Annotated in this window: 14 protein-coding genes and 1 tRNA gene; 8 read left to right on the forward strand and 7 right to left on the reverse strand. The window is 45.6% G+C overall.

Annotation, left to right across the window (positions count from 1 at the left end; genetic code table 11):
• Window positions 1-55: 55 nt before the first annotated feature.
• A tRNA-Gly gene (locus IRQ95_RS20170) sits at window positions 56-131 on the reverse strand.
• Between the two features lie 395 nt (window positions 132-526).
• Between IRQ95_RS20170 and IRQ95_RS20175 the strand changes: the two genes are divergently transcribed.
• A complete protein-coding gene (locus tag IRQ95_RS20175; RefSeq protein ID WP_194439318.1) occupies window positions 527-1,246 on the forward strand; it encodes a hypothetical protein in 720 nt (239 codons plus the stop codon).
• Window positions 1,247-1,306: 60 nt separating this feature from the next.
• Here IRQ95_RS20175 and orn read toward each other — a convergent pair whose 3' ends face one another.
• The gene (gene orn / locus IRQ95_RS20180) at window positions 1,307-1,852 is read right to left on the reverse strand and encodes an oligoribonuclease (RefSeq protein WP_194439320.1); all 546 of its coding nucleotides are present in this window, start codon (window positions 1,850-1,852) and stop codon (window positions 1,307-1,309) included.
• Between the two features lie 111 nt (window positions 1,853-1,963).
• On the opposite strand from orn, the gene rsgA reads away from it, so the two are divergent.
• From rsgA to IRQ95_RS20210, 6 genes are all read left to right on the forward strand, one after another.
• Complete coding sequence (gene rsgA, locus IRQ95_RS20185) at window positions 1,964-3,019, forward strand: small ribosomal subunit biogenesis GTPase RsgA (RefSeq protein ID WP_194439322.1); 1,056 nt, start codon at window positions 1,964-1,966, stop codon at window positions 3,017-3,019.
• Window positions 3,020-3,128: 109 nt separating this feature from the next.
• Complete coding sequence (gene asd, locus IRQ95_RS20190; RefSeq protein ID WP_194439324.1) at window positions 3,129-3,995, forward strand: archaetidylserine decarboxylase; 867 nt, start codon at window positions 3,129-3,131, stop codon at window positions 3,993-3,995.
• Between the two features lie 173 nt (window positions 3,996-4,168).
• Window positions 4,169-5,572: an SLC13 family permease gene (locus tag IRQ95_RS20195; protein ID WP_194439326.1), complete on the forward strand. Its 1,404-nt coding sequence runs from the start codon at window positions 4,169-4,171 to the stop codon at window positions 5,570-5,572.
• Between the two features lie 159 nt (window positions 5,573-5,731).
• Entirely contained in the window at window positions 5,732-6,619 is an 888-nt protein-coding gene (locus tag IRQ95_RS20200) for a DMT family transporter (protein WP_194439328.1), read from the forward strand.
• Between the two features lie 269 nt (window positions 6,620-6,888).
• The gene (gene gpmM, locus IRQ95_RS20205; RefSeq protein WP_194439330.1) at window positions 6,889-8,421 is read left to right on the forward strand and encodes a 2,3-bisphosphoglycerate-independent phosphoglycerate mutase; all 1,533 of its coding nucleotides are present in this window, start codon (window positions 6,889-6,891) and stop codon (window positions 8,419-8,421) included.
• Window positions 8,422-8,672: 251 nt separating this feature from the next.
• Entirely contained in the window at window positions 8,673-9,761 is a 1,089-nt protein-coding gene (locus tag IRQ95_RS20210; protein WP_228481522.1) for a murein hydrolase activator EnvC family protein, read from the forward strand.
• Window positions 9,762-9,815: 54 nt separating this feature from the next.
• Here the strand turns inward: IRQ95_RS20210 and IRQ95_RS20215 are convergent, their stop codons facing one another.
• The 4 genes from IRQ95_RS20215 to nudC form a co-directional block, all read right to left on the reverse strand.
• Window positions 9,816-10,772 (reverse strand): DHH family phosphoesterase, encoded by a 957-nt coding sequence (locus IRQ95_RS20215; RefSeq protein WP_194439333.1) that lies wholly within the window; start codon window positions 10,770-10,772, stop codon window positions 9,816-9,818.
• A gap of 121 nt (window positions 10,773-10,893) precedes the next feature.
• Window positions 10,894-11,529 carry a TetR/AcrR family transcriptional regulator gene (locus tag IRQ95_RS20220; protein ID WP_194439335.1) on the reverse strand — a complete coding sequence of 212 codons (636 nt, stop codon included), beginning with the start codon at window positions 11,527-11,529 and terminating at the stop codon, window positions 10,894-10,896.
• 126 nt (window positions 11,530-11,655) lie between these two features.
• Window positions 11,656-12,723: a uroporphyrinogen decarboxylase gene (hemE, locus tag IRQ95_RS20225; RefSeq protein ID WP_194439337.1), complete on the reverse strand. Its 1,068-nt coding sequence runs from the start codon at window positions 12,721-12,723 to the stop codon at window positions 11,656-11,658.
• A gap of 257 nt (window positions 12,724-12,980) precedes the next feature.
• Complete coding sequence (gene nudC, locus IRQ95_RS20230; protein WP_228481521.1) at window positions 12,981-13,769, reverse strand: NAD(+) diphosphatase; 789 nt, start codon at window positions 13,767-13,769, stop codon at window positions 12,981-12,983.
• A gap of 177 nt (window positions 13,770-13,946) precedes the next feature.
• On the opposite strand from nudC, the gene rsd reads away from it, so the two are divergent.
• Complete coding sequence (gene rsd / locus IRQ95_RS20235; protein ID WP_194439342.1) at window positions 13,947-14,441, forward strand: sigma D regulator; 495 nt, start codon at window positions 13,947-13,949, stop codon at window positions 14,439-14,441.
• A 284-nt stretch (window positions 14,442-14,725) separates the two neighbouring features.
• Here the strand turns inward: rsd and rpoC are convergent, their stop codons facing one another.
• Window positions 14,726-18,928, reverse strand: a complete 4,203-nt coding sequence (gene rpoC / locus IRQ95_RS20240; protein WP_194439344.1) for a DNA-directed RNA polymerase subunit beta' — start codon at window positions 18,926-18,928, stop codon at window positions 14,726-14,728.
• Between the last annotated feature and the right edge of the window lie 95 nt (window positions 18,929-19,023).

Below are 19,023 nucleotides of genomic sequence, written 5' to 3' on the forward strand. Positions count from 1 at the left end.
TTGTTAAGCACAATGAAAGCTTGTTCTAACTAGACAAACATCTAACTAGATAATTTGGAGCGACACACGAGGTTCGAACTCGTGACCTCAACCTTGGCAAGGTTGCGCTCTACCAACTGAGCTAGTGTCGCATCAACAACGTTTCCGTCGTTCAGGGCTGCGAATTATAAGAGCATTTTTTTGTGATGCAAGTCCTTCCTACAAAAAAAATGAGTTTTTTTCCCGTTTGATGAAAAAGCACACAAAAGTAAGCGTACAACCGACGGTTTGTTGAAGTATTGTTGAACTCAATTAACTATTTTCGATCATAAGCTACTGATAAAAAGATCATCCTATTTAATTTAAGTCATGTGTAAATGAGACTTGAGCCAGCAAACGGATTCACAAAGTCTATTCTCACTGGTTTAAATATGCGCTTTTCGATATAACAAATGACCAATCGTCTGATTTATACCCAAGTAACCTGCGCAGACTGGGTATCGCTTTGATGATAACTAAATGGCAATTGCATAAGATGGAGCTCGCAATGGCATTCGCTGGGTATCGCCTAAGATTTATTGCTTTCTGTTCAACACTACTTCTCCTCACATCATTATCCGGTTGTGGCGCAATGCCGAAGCCAGTCCGAAACCTCGGCAAAACGGATGTCGACTTTGTTATGGACGTGCATGTCAGAGAACAAAAAGCATTATTGATGGAGCTAACACGAAAGCTATACGTGCGAAATCCAGATCAACTAAGAAAAATTGAAGGAATGACTCTAGAAGATCGCATGCAGCAGATCTTCGGTAGCCCAGGCGAGTTAGAGTCTCAACCTCTGCTGTTTGATGAGTTAGGCGGAAAAACAAGTATCGATGCTATCTTGCTTGCGTTTGATGAAACTTATCGAGGTGATCGCGTTTTTGCTGCTGTTGTTGGTCTTGCTGAAATGCTGCGACGTTCTTATAACCACCAGCAAGAATTCTTTATTCTCGATTCCTTGGATGAGCAATCTCTGTATAACAGCGCCCGCAATATCGAAATTTTCGTTTGGCGGCTCTATCACCGTCGCGATAGCCAAGAAGAGCTCTACTTGTTAAGCAATCATTACAGCGACAAGGAATTCGACGTTAGCTTCGACCGAATATTTACCAAAATGGTGAGCATTCAAGACATGATGGCACTAATTGTGGCTGATAAAACCGATCGTAGTATTACTAAAGTCGCACAAGGCGTCGCGCAATTCGTGTTCTTGCCTGTGCCGTAGTGACTACGTTAGAAACAAAAGCCGCAAAGATGTTGCGGCTTTAACGGTATCTAACAACGACTAAATTTTGAAGATCGTTTGGCGGTAATATTGCAGCTCCGCAATGGATTCACGAATATCATCCAAAGCTAAATGGCTGCCTTGTTTAGAGAAACCATCCAAAATCTCTGGCTGCCAGCGACGAGTCAGCTCTTTTAGCGTACTGACATCGAGATAACGGTAATGGAAATATTCTTCAAGCTCAGGCATGTGCTTGTATAAGAAACGGCGATCTTGACCAATACTATTACCACAAATTGGTGACTTACCTTTTGGTACCCATTGCTCTAAGAAGGCGATCGTTTGACGAATGGCTTCTTGCTCATCAACTTGGCTATTGCGAACACGTTCAACTAAGCCACTGTTGGTGTGAGTATTGGTGCACCAATCATCCATTTTCGCTAATTCTTCTTCTGGCTGATGCACCGCCAAAACAGGGCCTTCAGCTAAGATATTTAACTCACTGTCAGTAACAATGGTGGCGATTTCAATGATTTTGTGAGTTTCAGGATCAAGTCCAGTCATCTCTAAATCGACCCAAATTAAGTTTTGATCGCTAAAGGACATAAATCGTTGCCTATTGGTTTTTCGCTAAAAAAGGTACTATACCCAAATTCAGATACCCAAGATAGCAATCTCAGGTATCGAACCTAAGAGAAACAGATTAAGTAGATCATCGTGGCAAAACAGAAAAAGCTAACTAAAGGTCAGGTACGACGCGTTCGTAGTAATCAAAAACGTAAACTCACTAAAGCCGAAAGTATTCAGTGGGATGAATCGATGCTGGGCGGAACCAAAACTGGGCTAGTGATTACCCGTTTTGGTCAACATGCCGATATTGAAGACCATGAAAGTGGTGAAGTCCACCGTTGTAACTTGCGTCGTGGTATCGAAACGCTTGTCTCCGGTGACCGAGTAATTTGGCGTGCCGGTCTTGAATCCATGTACGGTATTTCAGGCGTGGTTGAAGCGGTTGAGCCTCGTAGCTCTGTGCTTACCCGACCAGATTACTATGATGGTTTAAAGCCTGTTGCGGCAAACATCGACCAAATGGTGATTGTCTCATCAGTACTACCTGAGCTATCGCTCAATATCATCGATCGCTACTTAGTCGCATCAGAGACATTGGGGATTGCGCCACTGATTGTGTTGAACAAAGTCGACTTGCTGGAAGATGAGCAACGTAACACTTACCGTGAGTGGTTGAGCGAATACGAACGAATCGGTTACAAAGTATTGCTGGTAAGTAAACAGTCCGGTGAAGGCATTGACGAACTAGAACAAGCACTGCATGGGCGCATTAACATCTTCGTTGGTCAATCCGGTGTGGGTAAATCCAGCCTAGTTAACGCCCTAATGCCAGAATTAGATATTGAAGAAGGCGCCATTTCAGAAAACTCTGGACTGGGTCAACATACAACAACGGCAGCTCGCCTTTACCATATTCCTTCAGGTGGTGATCTGATTGACTCTCCTGGGGTACGTGAATTCGGTTTATGGCACCTAGAAGCAGAAGAAGTTACCAAGGCGTTTGTCGAGTTCAAACCTTACTTAGGTGGTTGTAAGTTCCGTGACTGTAAACATCTAGATGATCCTGGCTGCATCTTACGTGAGGCGGTAGAAAAAGGTGACGTGAGTGAAGTTCGTTTTGAAAACTACCACCGCATCCTTGAGAGCATGACAGAAAACAAAGCAAACCGTCAGTATTCACGCAGCAAGAAAGCGGATCTGTAGCGCACTGCGAGAGGACAAGCATCCGCAAGTGCTGACATTTGCTGATTTTTTAAGTAACATCTCGCGCCCAAAAGTTTGAAACAGATAATTAACATTGGAATTAAACACAATGGACAAGATTAAAGTTAGACTGCAATACTGGATTCCTCAGCATGGTTTAACTCGCCTAGTTGGTAAGTTAGCGTCGGCTAAAGCTGGCGGTCTAACTACCGCGATCATTCGTTGGTTCATCAAGCAGTACAACGTCAATATGGATGAAGCGCTGCATACAGACCCAGCTTACTTCAAAACATTCAATGAATTTTTTGTCCGTGAGCTAAAAGAAGGCGCACGCCCAATTACTGATGGTGACAGTATTATCACTCACCCAGCGGATGCGTGTGTAAGCCAATTTGGTCCAATCCAAGACGGCAAGCTGATTCAAGCTAAAGGCCACGACTACACTGCGCTAGAGCTGCTTGGTGGTGATAAGCAGTTAGCACAAGAGTTTGCCGATGGCGAATTTGCGACCTTATACCTGTCACCACGCGATTACCATCGTGTGCATATGCCATGTGATGGTACGCTACGCCAGATGATTTACGTACCGGGTGATCTATTCTCAGTAAACCCATTAACAGCTGAAAACGTGCCAAACCTATTTGCACGTAACGAGCGTGTTGTATGTATCTTTGATACAGAGTTTGGTCCTATGGCTCAGGTACTGGTTGGCGCAACTATTGTTGGCAGCATCGAGCAAGTTTGGGCCGGTACAGTCACGCCACCGCGCGGCAACACTGTACACCGTTGGGATTACCCAGCAGAAGGTGATAAAGCAGTAGTGCTGAAAAAAGGCGAGGAAATGGGTCGCTTTAAACTTGGCTCAACGGTGATTAACCTATTTGCCAAAGACAGCATCCAATTCGATCATTCAATGCAACAAGGTGAGCCGACTGTCATGGGTACCCCTTACGCGCAGCGTCAGAGCGCTGAATAACAAGCCTGTAAATGACTTCTCAATCCCTGACTCGTTCAGGGATTTTTTTGACCCGCGACAAGATTCACGCAACATTTTTTACGTTTTTGTAAAACTCAAACCTTAGTCTAAGACCCTAATATGGTTATCTTTTAAGCTGTCTTTTCCTATTGAATTGGAAGGTCTGCTCGCCTATGAAAAAAATTCATTCCGGCACCATAATTAGGCTACTCATCTGCTTTGGGCTTCCGCTCGCAGTGCTGTTTATGCCGATTGATTCCATCCCAATCGACGACTTAACTCTTATTCAACATCGACTTCTGGCTATTTTCCTGCTCGCTGCTCTACTCTGGGTATTAGAACCTGTCCCTGTTTTTGCCACTTCAATCCTGATCATTGCCTTAGAGCTGATCATGATCTCCGATAAAGGACTACACCTATTTCGCAATCCCCCCGCTGGGCATGATTTAGGCGAATTGATCGCTTACACCGATATCTTTAGCGCTTTCTCTTCGCCGATCATTATTCTGTTCATGGGTGGTTTTGCTTTGGCGATCTCTGCTTCGAAATATGAATTGGATAACAACCTTGCACGAGTACTACTTAAGCCTTTTGGTACCCAACCCAAATACATCATGCTGGGATTAATGCTGATCACCGCCGTGTTCTCTATGTTTATGTCTAACACTGCAACCACGGTGATGATGCTGGCGTTGCTTGGGCCGATTGTGGCTTCGGCGCCAAAAGGCGACTTAGGTATTAAAGCCTTGGTGCTGTGTATTCCTATCGCCGCCAACACCGGTGGTATCGCTACCCCTATCGGTACTCCGCCCAACGCGATTGCTCTGCAATACTTAACTGGAGAAAACAGCATAGACTTTCTCTCATGGATGATGATGGGTTTGCCATTTGTGGTAGTGCAATTAACGATTGCTTGGTTCTTGTTGCAGAAACTGTTCCCTGCACAGCAAGAGCAAATGGTACTCAAGCTCAATGGTAAATTTCAAAAAAATTGGCGCGCGATCGTGGTGTATGCGACCTTTGCGATTACCATTTTAATGTGGATGACCACCAAACTGCACGGTATGAATACCTATGTAGTGTCGATCATTCCTTTGGCGGTGTTTACCTTGACGGGCATTATGGGCAAAGAAGAGCTTAAGCTGATCAACTGGGATGTGCTGTGGTTGGTGGCCGGTGGTATTGCGATTGGTATTGCATTGGATAAAACTGGGCTTGCTTCAGCTCTGGCTCATGCGATTGACTATGAGTCACTCTCGCCAACCGCGGTGATTATAACTATGTCTTTAGTCTGTTGGTTAATGGCCAACTTTATGTCCAATACTGCAACCGCCAACTTGTTAATGCCGATAGCGGCAGCCATTGGGGTTTCCATGCAAACGCTGGATATGCAAAACCTGCTGGTTGTGGTCGCCTTCTCCGCTTCACTCGGAATGATTCTCCCAGTATCGACACCACCTAACTCGCTGGCCTATTCAACCGGGCTAATTGAGAGCAAAGATATGGCGAAAACGGGAGTCATTATTGGCGTGATCGGCTTGTCGATTGTTTATATGGCGAACTGGATCCTCACCTAATTCAATCTGAACTGCATTTCCCCGACAGTAAGCAAAGTGGTGCGGCATTTGCCCTTTGCTTACTGATCTAAATCAGGCATATTGTCCATTCCCTGTGCACCAGTGACGGTGTGCATCTCGCGATTTAATCACTCAACTTAGTCAAGGATGATATCAAGCATGGGCTTTGAATGGCTTGCGCTGTGTGCCGCACTATTGTGGGCATTTTCTAGTGTACTTTCTGTTGTACCCGCCAAACACCTTGGCACCTTTGCCTATAGCCGATGGCGAATGGGCTGTGCCAGTACCATTTTAGCTACCATGGCACTTATCACGGGAGGGTGGTCATCAGTGACTATGCCAGCGCTCAGCGCGATGATGCTCTCAGGGTTAATTGGTATCTTTATCGGCGATACTGCCCTATTTGCTTGCTTAAATCGCATGGGGCCTCGCCAAGCGGGTCTGCTATTCTCCTGTCATGCGGTATTCTCAGCTATTCTTGGCTACTTCCTCTTTAGTGAAGCGATGACGTCTTTTGAACTAATCGGTGCTAGTTTGGTTTTCTTCGGTGTGGTTTTAGCGATCTTTTTTGGTCGACGAGGACAAAACGATAACCAATTAGAATCCGTGCAAGGCAGTGTGTGGATTGGCGTATCGCTTGGTCTACTCGCCGCAGTTTGTCAGGCATTAGGAGGGATAATTGCCAAACCGATTATGCAGACCGAAATAGACCCTGTGGCCGCTTCTGCAATGCGGATGATGACTGCATTTGCTGCTCATTTCATATTGTTACTTACCGGCACTCGCTTAGCGAGAGCGAGCCAAGCAATCAACTGGCGAGTGTTTTTTCTCACGGCTCTCAATGCATTTCTTGCCATGGCGATAGGAATGACACTGATCTTATATGCATTACAAGAAGGCAATGTTGGCATGGTGGCGCTGCTTTCTTCCACTACGCCGATTATGTTACTGCCTATACTTTGGTTCTATACCAAGCAAGCGCCAAACCGCTACGCATGGCTTGGAGCGATATTAGCGGTATCAGGCACGGCGATTTTAGTGCAATAAACTTTTTATTGCGTATTAGCTATCAAAATGATTGGTTTTACCGAATTTACATTGCCTGAAAATCAGTGAGAATAAGAGCTATTATCAGTGTAAGCTTTTGGCGAAATAGACAATACGCTGAAAGATTGCTACGCGAAATCGCGAACAATATTTGATCTTAGCCTACAGTTTTGGTTAAAAAGTGTAGTAAAATTACGCTAGTTTTGTTTCAAGGTACTTGGGAAACTTCCCAACACCGACAGTTACTTAAATTTGACGAGGTTCAATCTATGTCTGCTAAGAAGCCTTTGGCTCTAGTTATTCTTGATGGTTACGGTCACCGTGAAGATACAGCAAATAACGCTATCGCAAATGCAAATACTCCAAACTTGGACAAGCTATTTGCTAACCACCCAAATACGCTAATCTCTGCGTCTGGTATGGATGTGGGTCTACCTGATGGTCAAATGGGTAACTCTGAAGTTGGTCACACCAACATCGGTGCTGGTCGTATCGTTTACCAAGATCTTACTCGTATTACAAAATCAATCGCGGATGGTGAGTTCGTTCAAACGCCTGCGTTAGTTGAAGCAATTGATGCGGCAGTTAAAGCAGACAAAGCGGTTCACATCATGGGCCTAATGTCACCAGGTGGCGTTCACTCGCATGAAGATCACATCTATGCTGCTATTGAAATGGCTGCTGAGCGTGGCGCAGAAAAGATCTACCTACACTGCTTCCTAGATGGCCGTGATACACCACCACGTAGCGCAGAAGGCTCTCTACAACGCTTCCAAGAGCTATTTGCTAAACTAGGCAAAGGTCGCGTGGCTTCACTAGTGGGTCGTTACTATGCTATGGACCGTGACAACAACTGGGATCGCGTTCAAGTTGCTTACGACCTACTGACTCAAGCTAAAGCTGAATTCACTTTCGACACTGCTGTTGAAGGCCTAGAAGCCGCTTACGCTCGTGAAGAGAACGACGAGTTTGTAAAAGCAACTGCAATCAAAACTGCGGATCAAGAAGATGCAATCATGCAAGATGGCGATGCCGTGATCTTCATGAACTACCGTGCTGACCGTGCACGTCAAATCACACGTACTTTCGTACCTGGTTTTGATGGCTTCGAGCGTGCTGTATTCCCGGCAATCAACTTTGTGATGCTAACTCAATACGCAGCAGATATTCCGCTAGCAATCGCATTCCCACCAGCATCTCTAGAGAACACTTACGGTGAATGGCTATCTAAACAAGGCCAAACTCAGCTACGTATCTCTGAAACTGAGAAGTATGCACACGTTACGTTCTTCTTCAACGGTGGTGTTGAAAACGAATTTGCAGGCGAAGAGCGTCAACTCGTCGCTTCTCCTAAAGTTGCGACTTACGATCTTCAACCAGAAATGAGCTCTCCTGAGTTAACCGACAAGCTAGTCGCTGCAATCAAATCTGGTAAGTACGACACGATTATCTGTAACTACCCTAACCCAGATATGGTTGGTCACACTGGTGTATACGAAGCGGCAAAACAAGCAATCGAAGCTATCGATGAGTGTATGGGTCGTGTAATCGAGGCAATCAACGAAGTTGACGGTCAAATGCTGGTAACAGCGGACCACGGTAACGCAGAAATGATGGTTGACCCTGAAACTGGTGGTATCCACACGGCTCACACTAACCTACCAGTACCACTAGCGTACGTAGGTAGCAAATCACTTGAGTTCGTTGAAGGCGGCAAACTGTCTGACCTAGCGCCAACCATGCTATCGCTTGCTGGTCTAGAAATCCCAGCAGAGATGTCTGGCCAAGTTATCGTTAAATAAGCTTAACGTAACTGGATAAACGCCCGAGCCTAGCTTGGGCGTTTTTGTACTAGCACTCTATCCATGATAGCGACAACATCAATGTAACTGAATCTTGATATGCCAGTTTCCACGCAAGATTTGACTTAGTACTTTCGCCCGCCGTTTTTCTTTATGTATACTGACAGCAACTTCACCTCTTAGGATAACTCGCGCTAATGACGCTTCAAGCTACACCATGTATTCGCCGAAAAATCACTACCTTACTGGCAATGTTGGCTTGTATTGGCACTCTAGCCTCTCCGCTTGCCTTTGCAGCATCACAAAACGAGTTAACTGGGGTTAAAGGCGAGATCTCGCGTCAAAAGCAAAATCTGACTTCGCAACAGAAGCAACTCGATAGCTTACAGAAATCATTAAAAGATCAAGAACTCAGTATCAATAAGCTTGAGCGCGAGATCAAACAAACCAAATCTTCGCTGACGCAGACCAATAACAATATCGCTAGCCTAGATAGCAAAATTGACGTACTGAAAACCCAGAAAAAAGCCCAAAGCGAAAAGCTAATTCAATTGTTACAAACTTACTACGTTACGCAACGCGCTAAATCTTCTGCGAATATTCTCTCTCAAGGTGAAGAGGAAGATCGCATGAGCCAATACTTTCAGCACCTTGCCAAACAACGGGCAGAGACGATCGAAAAGTTAGAAGAGACCGTCACGGAACTGGAACAAAGTGAAGAGCAGCTACAACTCGAAAAACAACAAATCACTCGCTTGCTCGAACAACAAACCAATAAACGTAATCAGCTAAGTAAAGCTCAGTCGCAGCGTAAAGGTACGGTAGGTAAAATCAAGAAGAGCATCTCGAGTGATAAGGTCTACTTATCTGAATTACAACGCAATGAAGCACGTCTAAAGGCTGAAATCGCCAAAGCCGCGAAACGTAATGCAGTTCCGATGGATGGCCTTGCTCGCCAAAAAGGCAAACTCCCTTGGCCCGTTCAAGGCAAAGTCCTTAATAGCTACGGCTCACGCCAAACCGGTCAGATCAATTGGAAGGGCATGGTGGTCAAAGCCAACTACGGGCAATCTGTCAAAGCGGTTTACTCAGGTACTGTGGTGTTTGCTGATTACTTGCGCGGTTATGGCTTAGTGGTATTACTGGATCATGGTAAAGGCGATATGACTTTGTATGGCTTCAACCAAAGTTTACTGAAAAAAGAGGGCGATAAAGTGGTGGCCGGTGAGTCGATTGCTCTCGCTGGCGATACGGGTGGTCAAGCCCAGCCGTCACTCTATTTCGAGATCCGCCGCAATAGTAAAACCCAAGATCCGATCGCTTGGCTAAAACGCCGTTAAACCAAACATTAGGGCGCTCATTGTAGCGCCCTAATTCTATCTGTTGGCAATAGGCTAACTGTAGTAATCGCTTACTAGAGCGATCAGTTCTTCAACCTGCGATAGTGGTAGATGATTAATACCACCAGCGGCTTCTCTTCCTCCCCCTGTGGTAAAACGACTACATAGTTCTCCTGCCCCTTGCTTATCCTGTAATGGCGCACGCAACGATACCGTCCAGCCTTGCTGACTATTTTCACTCAAAACAAGATGAGCACGATGTGGAGTCTGATTGGCTAACCAGTTGCCATAAACGCCACTAATACGACGTGACGCCGCGTTATTTGGCAATGTAAATACCGCCAAACTCTCATCTTGATAATAAGCATCGAGAGATTGTGCCAACGTCATATCTTGTTGGTAAGCATCGCGAAGAATATGGTAAGGGGAATCGGGTGCAGCGATAACAGCAAAAGGATCATCGTAAGCTAAAAGCGCCTCAAACAGCTTCGCGGGATGAAAATGCAAGTCCTCAACGCTCTCACCATAGCCGTTATAGTTTATCAAGGTGCCCAACTCTTTGAGTTGCTCAGTCTGCAATGCAGAGAGCCCTGCCGCATGGGCTAACTGTTGCGCACGATCAATCAGATTGTCACCAAAAGCTGCTGCTATCGCCCAATGATGAAAACGTCCCTGTAAAAGCTGATCAATTATCAAAGCCGTACAAGTGTTGGCATCAAGGTTGATGTGCGCGTCTAAATTATCGTGTTTTGGGATATCACCACTTTTATGGTGATCGGCATAAAATACTGGCGCGCCACTTTCCAACGCACGCATTAAACCTTGTTGATTACGATTCATTGAGATGTCTAAAACCGTCAACGAATCATTATGATGCAGTGTAAGAGTATCGAGCAGTTGAATATCACGTTTGACGCCAGTGACTAGCTTAGCCTGCTTAGGCTCAGCCAAACGAAGCTGTAACAAAGAAATGATGCCATCAGCATCACCATTAAAAACGTCATAGTGCATAACAATACTCAAATCATAAGGTCATGATTAATCTACCCTTTGCTATGAGATTAAACAAAGAGCGAAAGGTTATAAACCCTCCGCTTCAATTATATCTATCACATGAATGCACATTGAAGCATTAAGCGTGCATTGCTTTGACGCCCTCTTCAAGCAATTGCAACTGCTCGAGACCTGTTTGTGTCGCGCGCGGCTTCACCACCGAAATCATCTGGAGCATACCTTGATGAATGATCTCTTCGGTGATTTGCGTTTTAGGTGACATGGCTGATTGGTAGCCCAACCAACTCGTCGCAATCAGGTGCAAAGTACGAACCTGTGATTTCATTTCTGCGGGCGTGAGATCAAGTAAACCCAATGAAACAAACTCTGCCATGATACTGACTAAGTTCGCTTGGAGCTTCTCCTGCACGGCAATGTAATCTTCATGCAAATCTTCATCACGCTGTAAAATCTCCGGCAAATTGGCGTAGAAAAAGCGATACTTCCACATCAAGGTAAAAATCGAGTTCAAGTAGCGCTTCAACATCACCAAGCTTTCTTGCTGCACTGAAATCGGTGTAAAGCGCTCTAGCAACTCATTTGAGTAAAGGGCAAAAATTTCACGCACAATTTCCTGCTTGTTGCGGAAATGGTAGTAAAGGTTACCCGGACTAATATCAATATGCGCGGCGATATGATTGGTGGTGATGTTTCTCTCACCATGCTCGTTAAAGAGATCCAGAGCTGCGAGGACAATTTTATCGCGCGTCTTCATGATTAGCGTATTCCTTTCAATGAGTTCGATATTAGTATAACTGAGTTATCATAAGTATATATGCACAAGTGTACCTAATAACAAAAAAGCGCCTGGTCTAATCAGGCGCTTTCAATATCAATTTGGTTACTTGTGGTACGGCTTAGATAGCTCGTGAACCGCTTCTACAAATACACCCGCATTTTCTGGCGGTACATCTAAGTGAATACCGTGGCCTAAGTTAAATACGTGGCCAGTACCTGCATCACCAAAGCCTTCTAGAATTGATGCGACTTCTTCGCGAATACGCTCAGGTGACGCGTATAGCATTGAAGGGTCCATATTGCCTTGTAGTGCGACTTTGTCACCAATGCGCGCTTTCGCATCAGCAATGTTGATTGTCCAGTCAAGACCAACAGCGTCACAGCCTGTTGCTGCGATCTGCTCAAGCCACATACCGCCGTTCTTAGTGAAGAGCGTTACTGGTACGCGACGACCTTCATTTTCACGGATCAAACCATCTACAATCTTGTGCATGTATTGCAGTGAGAACAAGTTGTAATCACGAGGAGTCAGAACACCACCCCACGTATCAAATACCATCACCGATTGAGCACCTGCTTTGATCTGTGCATTTAGGTATTCGATTACGCTGTCTGCTAGCTTATCAAGTAACAAGTGCAGTGTTTGCGGTTCTGCGTACATCATCTTTTTGATCTTAGTGAAAGCTTTAGAGCTGCCACCTTCAACCATATAAGTCGCCAACGTCCATGGGCTACCTGAAAAACCGATAAGTGGTACTTCACCTTGTAGGTCTTTACGGATCTGACGCACCGCATTCATTACGTATTGCAGTTCACCCTCAGGATCAGGCAAACCAATTTTCTCTACGTCTGCTTTACAGGTGATTGGCTTATCAAACACAGGACCTTCGCCTTGTGTAAAACGAAGTCCTAAACCCATCGCATCAGGGATAGTCAAAATATCAGAGAACAAAATAGCCGCATCGAGTGGGAAACGACGCAATGGCTGTAGAGTCACTTCCGAAGCTAACTCTGCGTTACGACACAGTGACATAAAATCACCCGCTTGGGCGCGCGTCGCTTTGTACTCAGGTAGGTAACGACCTGCTTGGCGCATCATCCATACTGGGGTGTAATCTACTGGCTGTTTTAAAAGCGCGCGCAGATAACGATCATTCTTTAATTCTGTCATTATGCTTTTCCAATCTTGGGCCTTATTTTAACGCCCGTATTCTAACACTATTTAGCTCGCAAAAGCCGTGTGCTTTGCAACCTAGATCAAGTTATTAACTTTTTATTGATTGGTTAATTTGCACCCTACTCTCAACAGTGTTAAAAATTCTCTCGCTAGCGAAAACTACAATAATTAACTGAGTACCTAGTACTCAGCATCTCATAACGACATCTTACTTACCCCCTCCCTCTCGGAGGGTTTTTTTTGTCTAAATTTCAGTAAGATGTATTTTTAATATCATCAAGAGTCTGCTCAATCAATGCACGCGCAATCGTACCTTCTGGCGCCACTGGAGGCATGGTGCTGGGCGTAAACCACTGAGCATCACTGAGCTCAGTGTAGTCGGGCTTAACGTTACCAGAATGATAATCAGCGAGAAATCCCATCATCATGCTGGACGGAAACGCCCATGGTTGGCTACCAAAATAGCGAATATTAGTGACGACGATGCCCGTCTCTTCTAGCACTTCACGGGCAACACACTGCTCAAGCGTTTCGCCCACTTCCAGAAAGCCTGCAATAACCGTGTACATACCATTTCGATGCCGAGGATGCTGTGCAAGTAAGATCTGATCATCTTTCCGCACCGCGACAATAATACATGGAAAGATCCTCGGATAATGCAAAGTACGGCAATCGCCACACTGCATCGCCAACTGATTGTGATTGAGATGATTGCGACCGCCACATTGCGGACAAAAGCGCATGCTCTGTGACATATGGCCATATTGCACCGCTTTACTGATCAACAAAAATAACGGCTCACTAAAGCCAAGACACTCCCTTAATGAGGTCAGCGGCAACTGCTTTTCAACATCCTGATCATTGAGCCAAATAACCGGCAAGGCATTAAATTCTCCGATACAAACACTTTTCTCGATATCGAAGCCAAATTGCTCAGCACTACCAACGGGGAGATCTCCTGCTTGTAGCCAAATTTCGCTACCAGAAACCACGCACCAGTAGACTTTTTGCTCTAAGCCAACTTCACCCTTCTCGCTCATTACCTTCCCTCTTTGCTTGCAGTTCATCCATTTTACTGGCAATCTAATTTCATACCAGAGTTTGTATCTATTGAATTTTTTGACTACAAATTTGGTAAGGACAATAGGTTTTAAATCTATCATCGCTTTGCTCAGCAAGGCTTAATAATCACCGGAGTGTGATTAGATCATGAGGGCATGGTCATGCTAAAAAAATTCCAACAAACGCAGGAACAGTGGGGTGGCTCGAGTGATGTCATCGACCATTGGTTAGAGACTCGTCAATCTCTGATTGTCGAATACTGTAAGCTTGCCGCACTTCAACCTGCTAGTCAGAAAGCACCACTTTCTTCGCTTCCTACCCCTGCAGAACTGCAAAGTTTCTGCCAACATCTGGTCGACTATATCTCGGAGGGTCACTTTAAGATCTACGATATGGTGATGGATCAGTGGCGCTCAACAGGCTTCCAGGCCACCGATGAGATCAACGTTGCCTACGCCAAAATCGTATTGACCACCGATCCACTGCTGAACTTTACCGATAAGTACGCTGACGTCAGTGATGAAGATACACTCGATGATTTTGATGCCGATCTTTCCAACGTCGGTGAAATTCTAGAAATCAGGTTTGGTGTTGAAGACCATCTTATCCAATTGATCGCAGATAGCTTAGCCGTGCCACCAGGCGCGTAGGTATTGACGTGTAAGTATTGGAACGCCCAGCCTAGCTGGGCTATGGAAATAGGAACGCCCAACCTCGTTGGGCTAAAGAACGCTGCGCTACGGAGTGTATCTCGCAAAGCGTCCGTATTGCTTTATTCGATTGCTTTCAATTCTCCGATCTCGGATCTCACATCTAAATTTTTGGCTGCATCCCGTAGCCAAGCTACGCTTCGCACTTCGTTGAGCGTTCCATTCCCCCCAAACGCAAAAAGGCACCCGAAGGTGCCTTTTATCATTTTTTTATCAGCGACGAATTAGTCTTCTGATGAGAAGCCTGCGTTTAGAAGTGCCGCTAGGTTATCAGTTGCTTGTTCAGCTGATGGACCTTCTTGCTCTTCTGCGCGCTTAGCTTGACGCTCTTGGTGGTATGCGAAACCAGTACCCGCTGGGATCAGACGACCCACGATTACGTTTTCTTTCAGACCACGTAGCTCATCACGCTTACCAGAAACTGCTGCTTCTGTTAGTACGCGAGTTGTCTCCTGGAACGATGCCGCAGAGATGAACGACTCAGTCGCTAGAGATGCTTTAGTGATACCTAGAAGGTCACGTTCAAAACGTGCAGGCTCTTTGCCTTCAGCTTCTAGATTACGGTTAGCAATCTTAACTTGTGAGTATTCAACTTGCTCGCCAGGTAGGAACTCAGAGTCACCTGCATGTGTAATAGTACACTTACGTAGCATTTGACGAACGATAGTCTCAATGTGCTTATCGTTAATCTTAACGCCTTGTAGTCGGTAAACTTCTTGTACTTCGTTAGCGATGTATTGAGTTACTGCGTGGATACCACGTAGACGTAGGATGTCATGCGGAGTCTCTGGACCATCTGCAATAACGTCACCACGTTCAACTTTCTCACCTTCGAACACGTTCAACTGACGGTGCTTAGGAATCATCTCTTCGTAAGCTTCACCGCTTTCGCGAGTGATAACTAGACGACGCTTACCTTTGGTTTCTTTACCAAAGCTCACAGTACCTGTGTGCTCAGCAAGAATCGCAGGCTCTTTCGGCTTACGAGCTTCGAATAGGTCAGCTACGCGAGGTAGACCACCCGTGATGTCCTTGTTACCGCCAGATTTCTGAGGAATACGTGCTAGCGTATTACCCACGCCCACTTCCGCACCGTCAACGATGTTTACAATCGCTTTACCTGGTAGGAAGTATTGAGCTGGCATATCGGTACCAGGGATCATTACATCGTTGCCTTGCTCGTCAACAAGTTTGATAGCTGGACGCATATCTTTACCTGCTGCTGGACGAGCTGCTGGTTCAGTCACTTCACTTGAAGATAGACCAGTTAGATCATCCGTTTGACGAGAGATAGTCACGCCATCGATCATATCAACAAACTGTACGCGACCTGCCACTTCAGTGATGATTGGCATAGTGTGCGCTTCCCAGTTCGCTACTGTTTCGCCAGCTTCAACGATTGAACCGTCAGCTTTGCTTAGTAGTGTACCGTATGGAAGTTTGTGTTTCTCTTTCGTACGACCGAACTCATCAATGATGGTTAGTTCTGCTGCACGAGAAGTGATTACGATCTTACCGTCATCTGCTAGTACTGACTTAGCGTTGTTTAGCTTCATCGTACCAGTGTTCTTAACTTGAACGCTGTTTTCTGCTGCTGCTGTCGATGCCGCACCACCGATGTGGAACGTACGCATCGTTAGCTGTGTACCTGGTTCACCGATAGATTGCGCAGCGATAACGCCAACTGCTTCACCTTGGTTCACTAGGTGACCACGAGCAAGGTCACGACCGTAACATAGCGCACAACAACCGAAGTCAGAATCACAAGTAACTACAGAACGAGCTTTAATGCTGTCAACTGAGTTTTCTTCCATGATCTGACACCACTTCTCATCAATTAGAGTATTACGTGGGATCAGAACTTCTTCTGTACCTGGTTTTAGAATGTCTTCAGCAACAACACGACCTAGAGCAAGTTCAGTTAGAGCAACTTTAACATCACCACCCTCGATGTGAGGCATCATGTCAACACCTTCTACAGTGCCACAGTCATGTTCAGTTACAACAACGTCTTGCGCTACGTCTACTAGACGACGAGTTAGGTAACCCGAGTTCGCTGTTTTCAGTGCCGTATCCGCAAGACCCTTACGAGCACCGTGCGTTGAGATAAAGTACTGAAGTACGTTTAGACCTTCTTTAAAGTTCGCTGTGATCGGCGTTTCGATGATCGAACCATCTGGACGAGCCATCAGACCACGCATACCCGCTAGCTGACGAATCTGAGCTGCAGAACCACGAGCGCCCGAGTCGGCCATCATGTAGATGCTGTTGAACGACTCTTGTTGCTCTTCTTCACCGTCACGGTTAATAACCGTTTCAGAAGAAAGGTTTGTCATCATCGCTTTCGCTACGCGATCGTTGGTCGATGCCCAAATATCGATCACTTTGTTGTAGCGTTCGCCTGCTGTTACAAGACCAGATTGGTACTGTTCTTGAATTTCACGTACTTCTTCTTCTGCTGCTGCGATTTCAGTGTATTTCGCTGCAGGAACAACCATATCGTTGATACCTACAGATACACCAGAAAGTGCTGCGTATGCAAAACCTGTGTACATGATTTGGTCAGCAAAGATTACAGTGTCTTTTAGACCTAGTTTACGGTACGCCTCGTTAAGTAGGCTAGAGATCTGCTTCTTACCTAGTTTTTGGTTAACGATGCTGTACGGTAGACCTGATGGTACGATTTGCCACAACATTGCACGACCGATAGTTGTATCAACCATCTTCGTTTCAGTTGTGCTGTTACCATCTTCATCAACAACAGTTTCAGTAATACGTACTTTAACGCGTGCGTGTAGTTCAGCAGTCTTAGTGCGGTATGCTTTCTCAGCCTCTGCAGGGCCAGAAAGGTACATGCCTTCACCTTTCGCATTGATCTTTTCACGAGTCATGTAGTACAGACCCAATACAACGTCCTGAGAAGGTACGATGATCGGATCACCTGATGCTGGCGACAGAATGTTGTTTGTCGACATCATCAGAGTACGTGCTTCAAGCTGTGCTTCTAGAGTTAGAGGCACGTGAACCGCCATTTGGTCACCATCGAAGTCCGCGTTGTACGCCGCACAAACAAGTGGGTGTAGCTGGATCGCTTTACCTTCGATTAGTACTGGTTCAAACGCTTGGATACCTAGACGGTGAAGTGTAGGTGCACGGTTAAGTAGTACTGGGTGTTCACGGATTACTTCGTCTAGGATATCCCAAACTACCGCTTCTTCACGCTCTACCATTTTCTTAGCAGCTTTGATTGTAGTCGCAAGACCACGAGTCTCTAGCTTGCTGTAGATAAATGGTTTGAATAGCTCAAGTGCCATCTTCTTAGGAAGACCACACTGGTGCAGACGCAAGTAAGGACCTACTGTGATTACAGAACGGCCTGAGTAGTCTACACGTTTACCTAGAAGGTTCTGACGGAAACGACCTTGTTTACCCTTGATCATATCAGCAAGAGATTTCAGAGGACGCTTGTTCGAACCTGTGATCGCACGACCACGACGACCGTTGTCTAGTAGCGCATCAACAGACTCTTGCAGCATACGTTTTTCGTTACGTACGATGATGTCCGGAGCAGCTAGCTCTAGAAGACGCTTCAAACGGTTGTTACGGTTGATCACACGACGGTATAGGTCGTTCAGATCTGAAGTCGCAAAGCGACCGCCATCTAGTGGTACTAGTGGACGTAGATCTGGCGGAAGAACTGGAAGTACAGTTAGGATCATCCATTCAGGGTTGTTACCTGAAGTAATGAACGCTTCAACCAGTTTCAAACGCTTAGTTAGTTTCTTACGCTTAGTTTCAGAGTTAGTTGTATCTAGCTCTTCGCGCATCTGCTCAACTTCAGCGTGCAGATCCATAGAACCTAGTAGGTCCTTGATCGCTTCTGCACCCATCTTAGCAGTAAACTCGTCGCCCCACTCTTCTAGACGATCCAGATACTCTTCTTCAGTCAGCATCTGAGATTTTTCTAGATCAGTCATACCTGGTTCAGTTACTACGTACATTTCGAAGTAAAGAACACGTTCGATATCACGTAGAGGGATATCCATTAGTAGACCGATACGAGACGGTAGTGATTTTAGGAACCAGATGTGAGCAACTGGCGATGCAAGCTCGATGTGGCCCATACGGTCACGACGAACTTTAGTTTGTGTAACTTCAACGCCACACTTCTCACAGATAACACCACGGTGCTTCAAGCGCTTGTATTTGCCACAAAGACATTCGTAGTCTTTAACTGGACCAAAGATACGCGCACAGAACAGACCATCGCGTTCAGGTTTGAACGTACGATAGTTGATCGTTTCAGGTTTTTTAACTTCACCGAAAGACCATGAACGGATCATGTCTGGTGAAGATAGACCGATTTTGATTGCATCAAATTCTTCGGTCTTATGCTGTGCTTTTAGAAAGTTTAATAAGTCTTTCACAATCAGCTCCTGTAAGGAGTTAAAAGGAGCCCACCGTTAAGTGAGCACCTTCTACCTAATAATCGCTTTTACTTCCCCAAGCCTTAGCTTGGGGA

The sequence above is a fragment of the Vibrio fluminensis genome (assembly GCF_015278125.1).
GTDB classification, from domain to species: domain Bacteria; phylum Pseudomonadota; class Gammaproteobacteria; order Enterobacterales; family Vibrionaceae; genus Vibrio; species Vibrio fluminensis.

Bases quoted from the DNA above. Each gene is read 5' to 3' on its own strand.
- asd (WP_194439324.1), top strand. From the start codon at position 3,129: ATGGACAAGATTAAAGTTAGACTGCAATACTGGATTCCTCAGCATGGT.
- gpmM (WP_194439330.1), top strand. From the start codon at position 6,889: ATGTCTGCTAAGAAGCCTTTGGCTCTAGTTATTCTTGATGGTTACGGT.
- IRQ95_RS20215 (WP_194439333.1), bottom strand. From the start codon at position 10,772: ATGCACTATGACGTTTTTAATGGTGATGCTGATGGCATCATTTCTTTG.
- IRQ95_RS20210 (WP_228481522.1), top strand. From the start codon at position 8,673: ATGTTGGCTTGTATTGGCACTCTAGCCTCTCCGCTTGCCTTTGCAGCA.
- IRQ95_RS20200 (WP_194439328.1), top strand. From the start codon at position 5,732: ATGGGCTTTGAATGGCTTGCGCTGTGTGCCGCACTATTGTGGGCATTT.
- rsd (WP_194439342.1), top strand. From the start codon at position 13,947: ATGGTCATGCTAAAAAAATTCCAACAAACGCAGGAACAGTGGGGTGGC.
- nudC (WP_228481521.1), bottom strand. From the start codon at position 13,769: ATGAGCGAGAAGGGTGAAGTTGGCTTAGAGCAAAAAGTCTACTGGTGC.
- hemE (WP_194439337.1), bottom strand. From the start codon at position 12,723: ATGACAGAATTAAAGAATGATCGTTATCTGCGCGCGCTTTTAAAACAG.
- IRQ95_RS20220 (WP_194439335.1), bottom strand. From the start codon at position 11,529: ATGAAGACGCGCGATAAAATTGTCCTCGCAGCTCTGGATCTCTTTAAC.
- orn (WP_194439320.1), bottom strand. From the start codon at position 1,852: ATGTCCTTTAGCGATCAAAACTTAATTTGGGTCGATTTAGAGATGACT.
- IRQ95_RS20195 (WP_194439326.1), top strand. From the start codon at position 4,169: ATGAAAAAAATTCATTCCGGCACCATAATTAGGCTACTCATCTGCTTT.
- IRQ95_RS20175 (WP_194439318.1), top strand. From the start codon at position 527: ATGGCATTCGCTGGGTATCGCCTAAGATTTATTGCTTTCTGTTCAACA.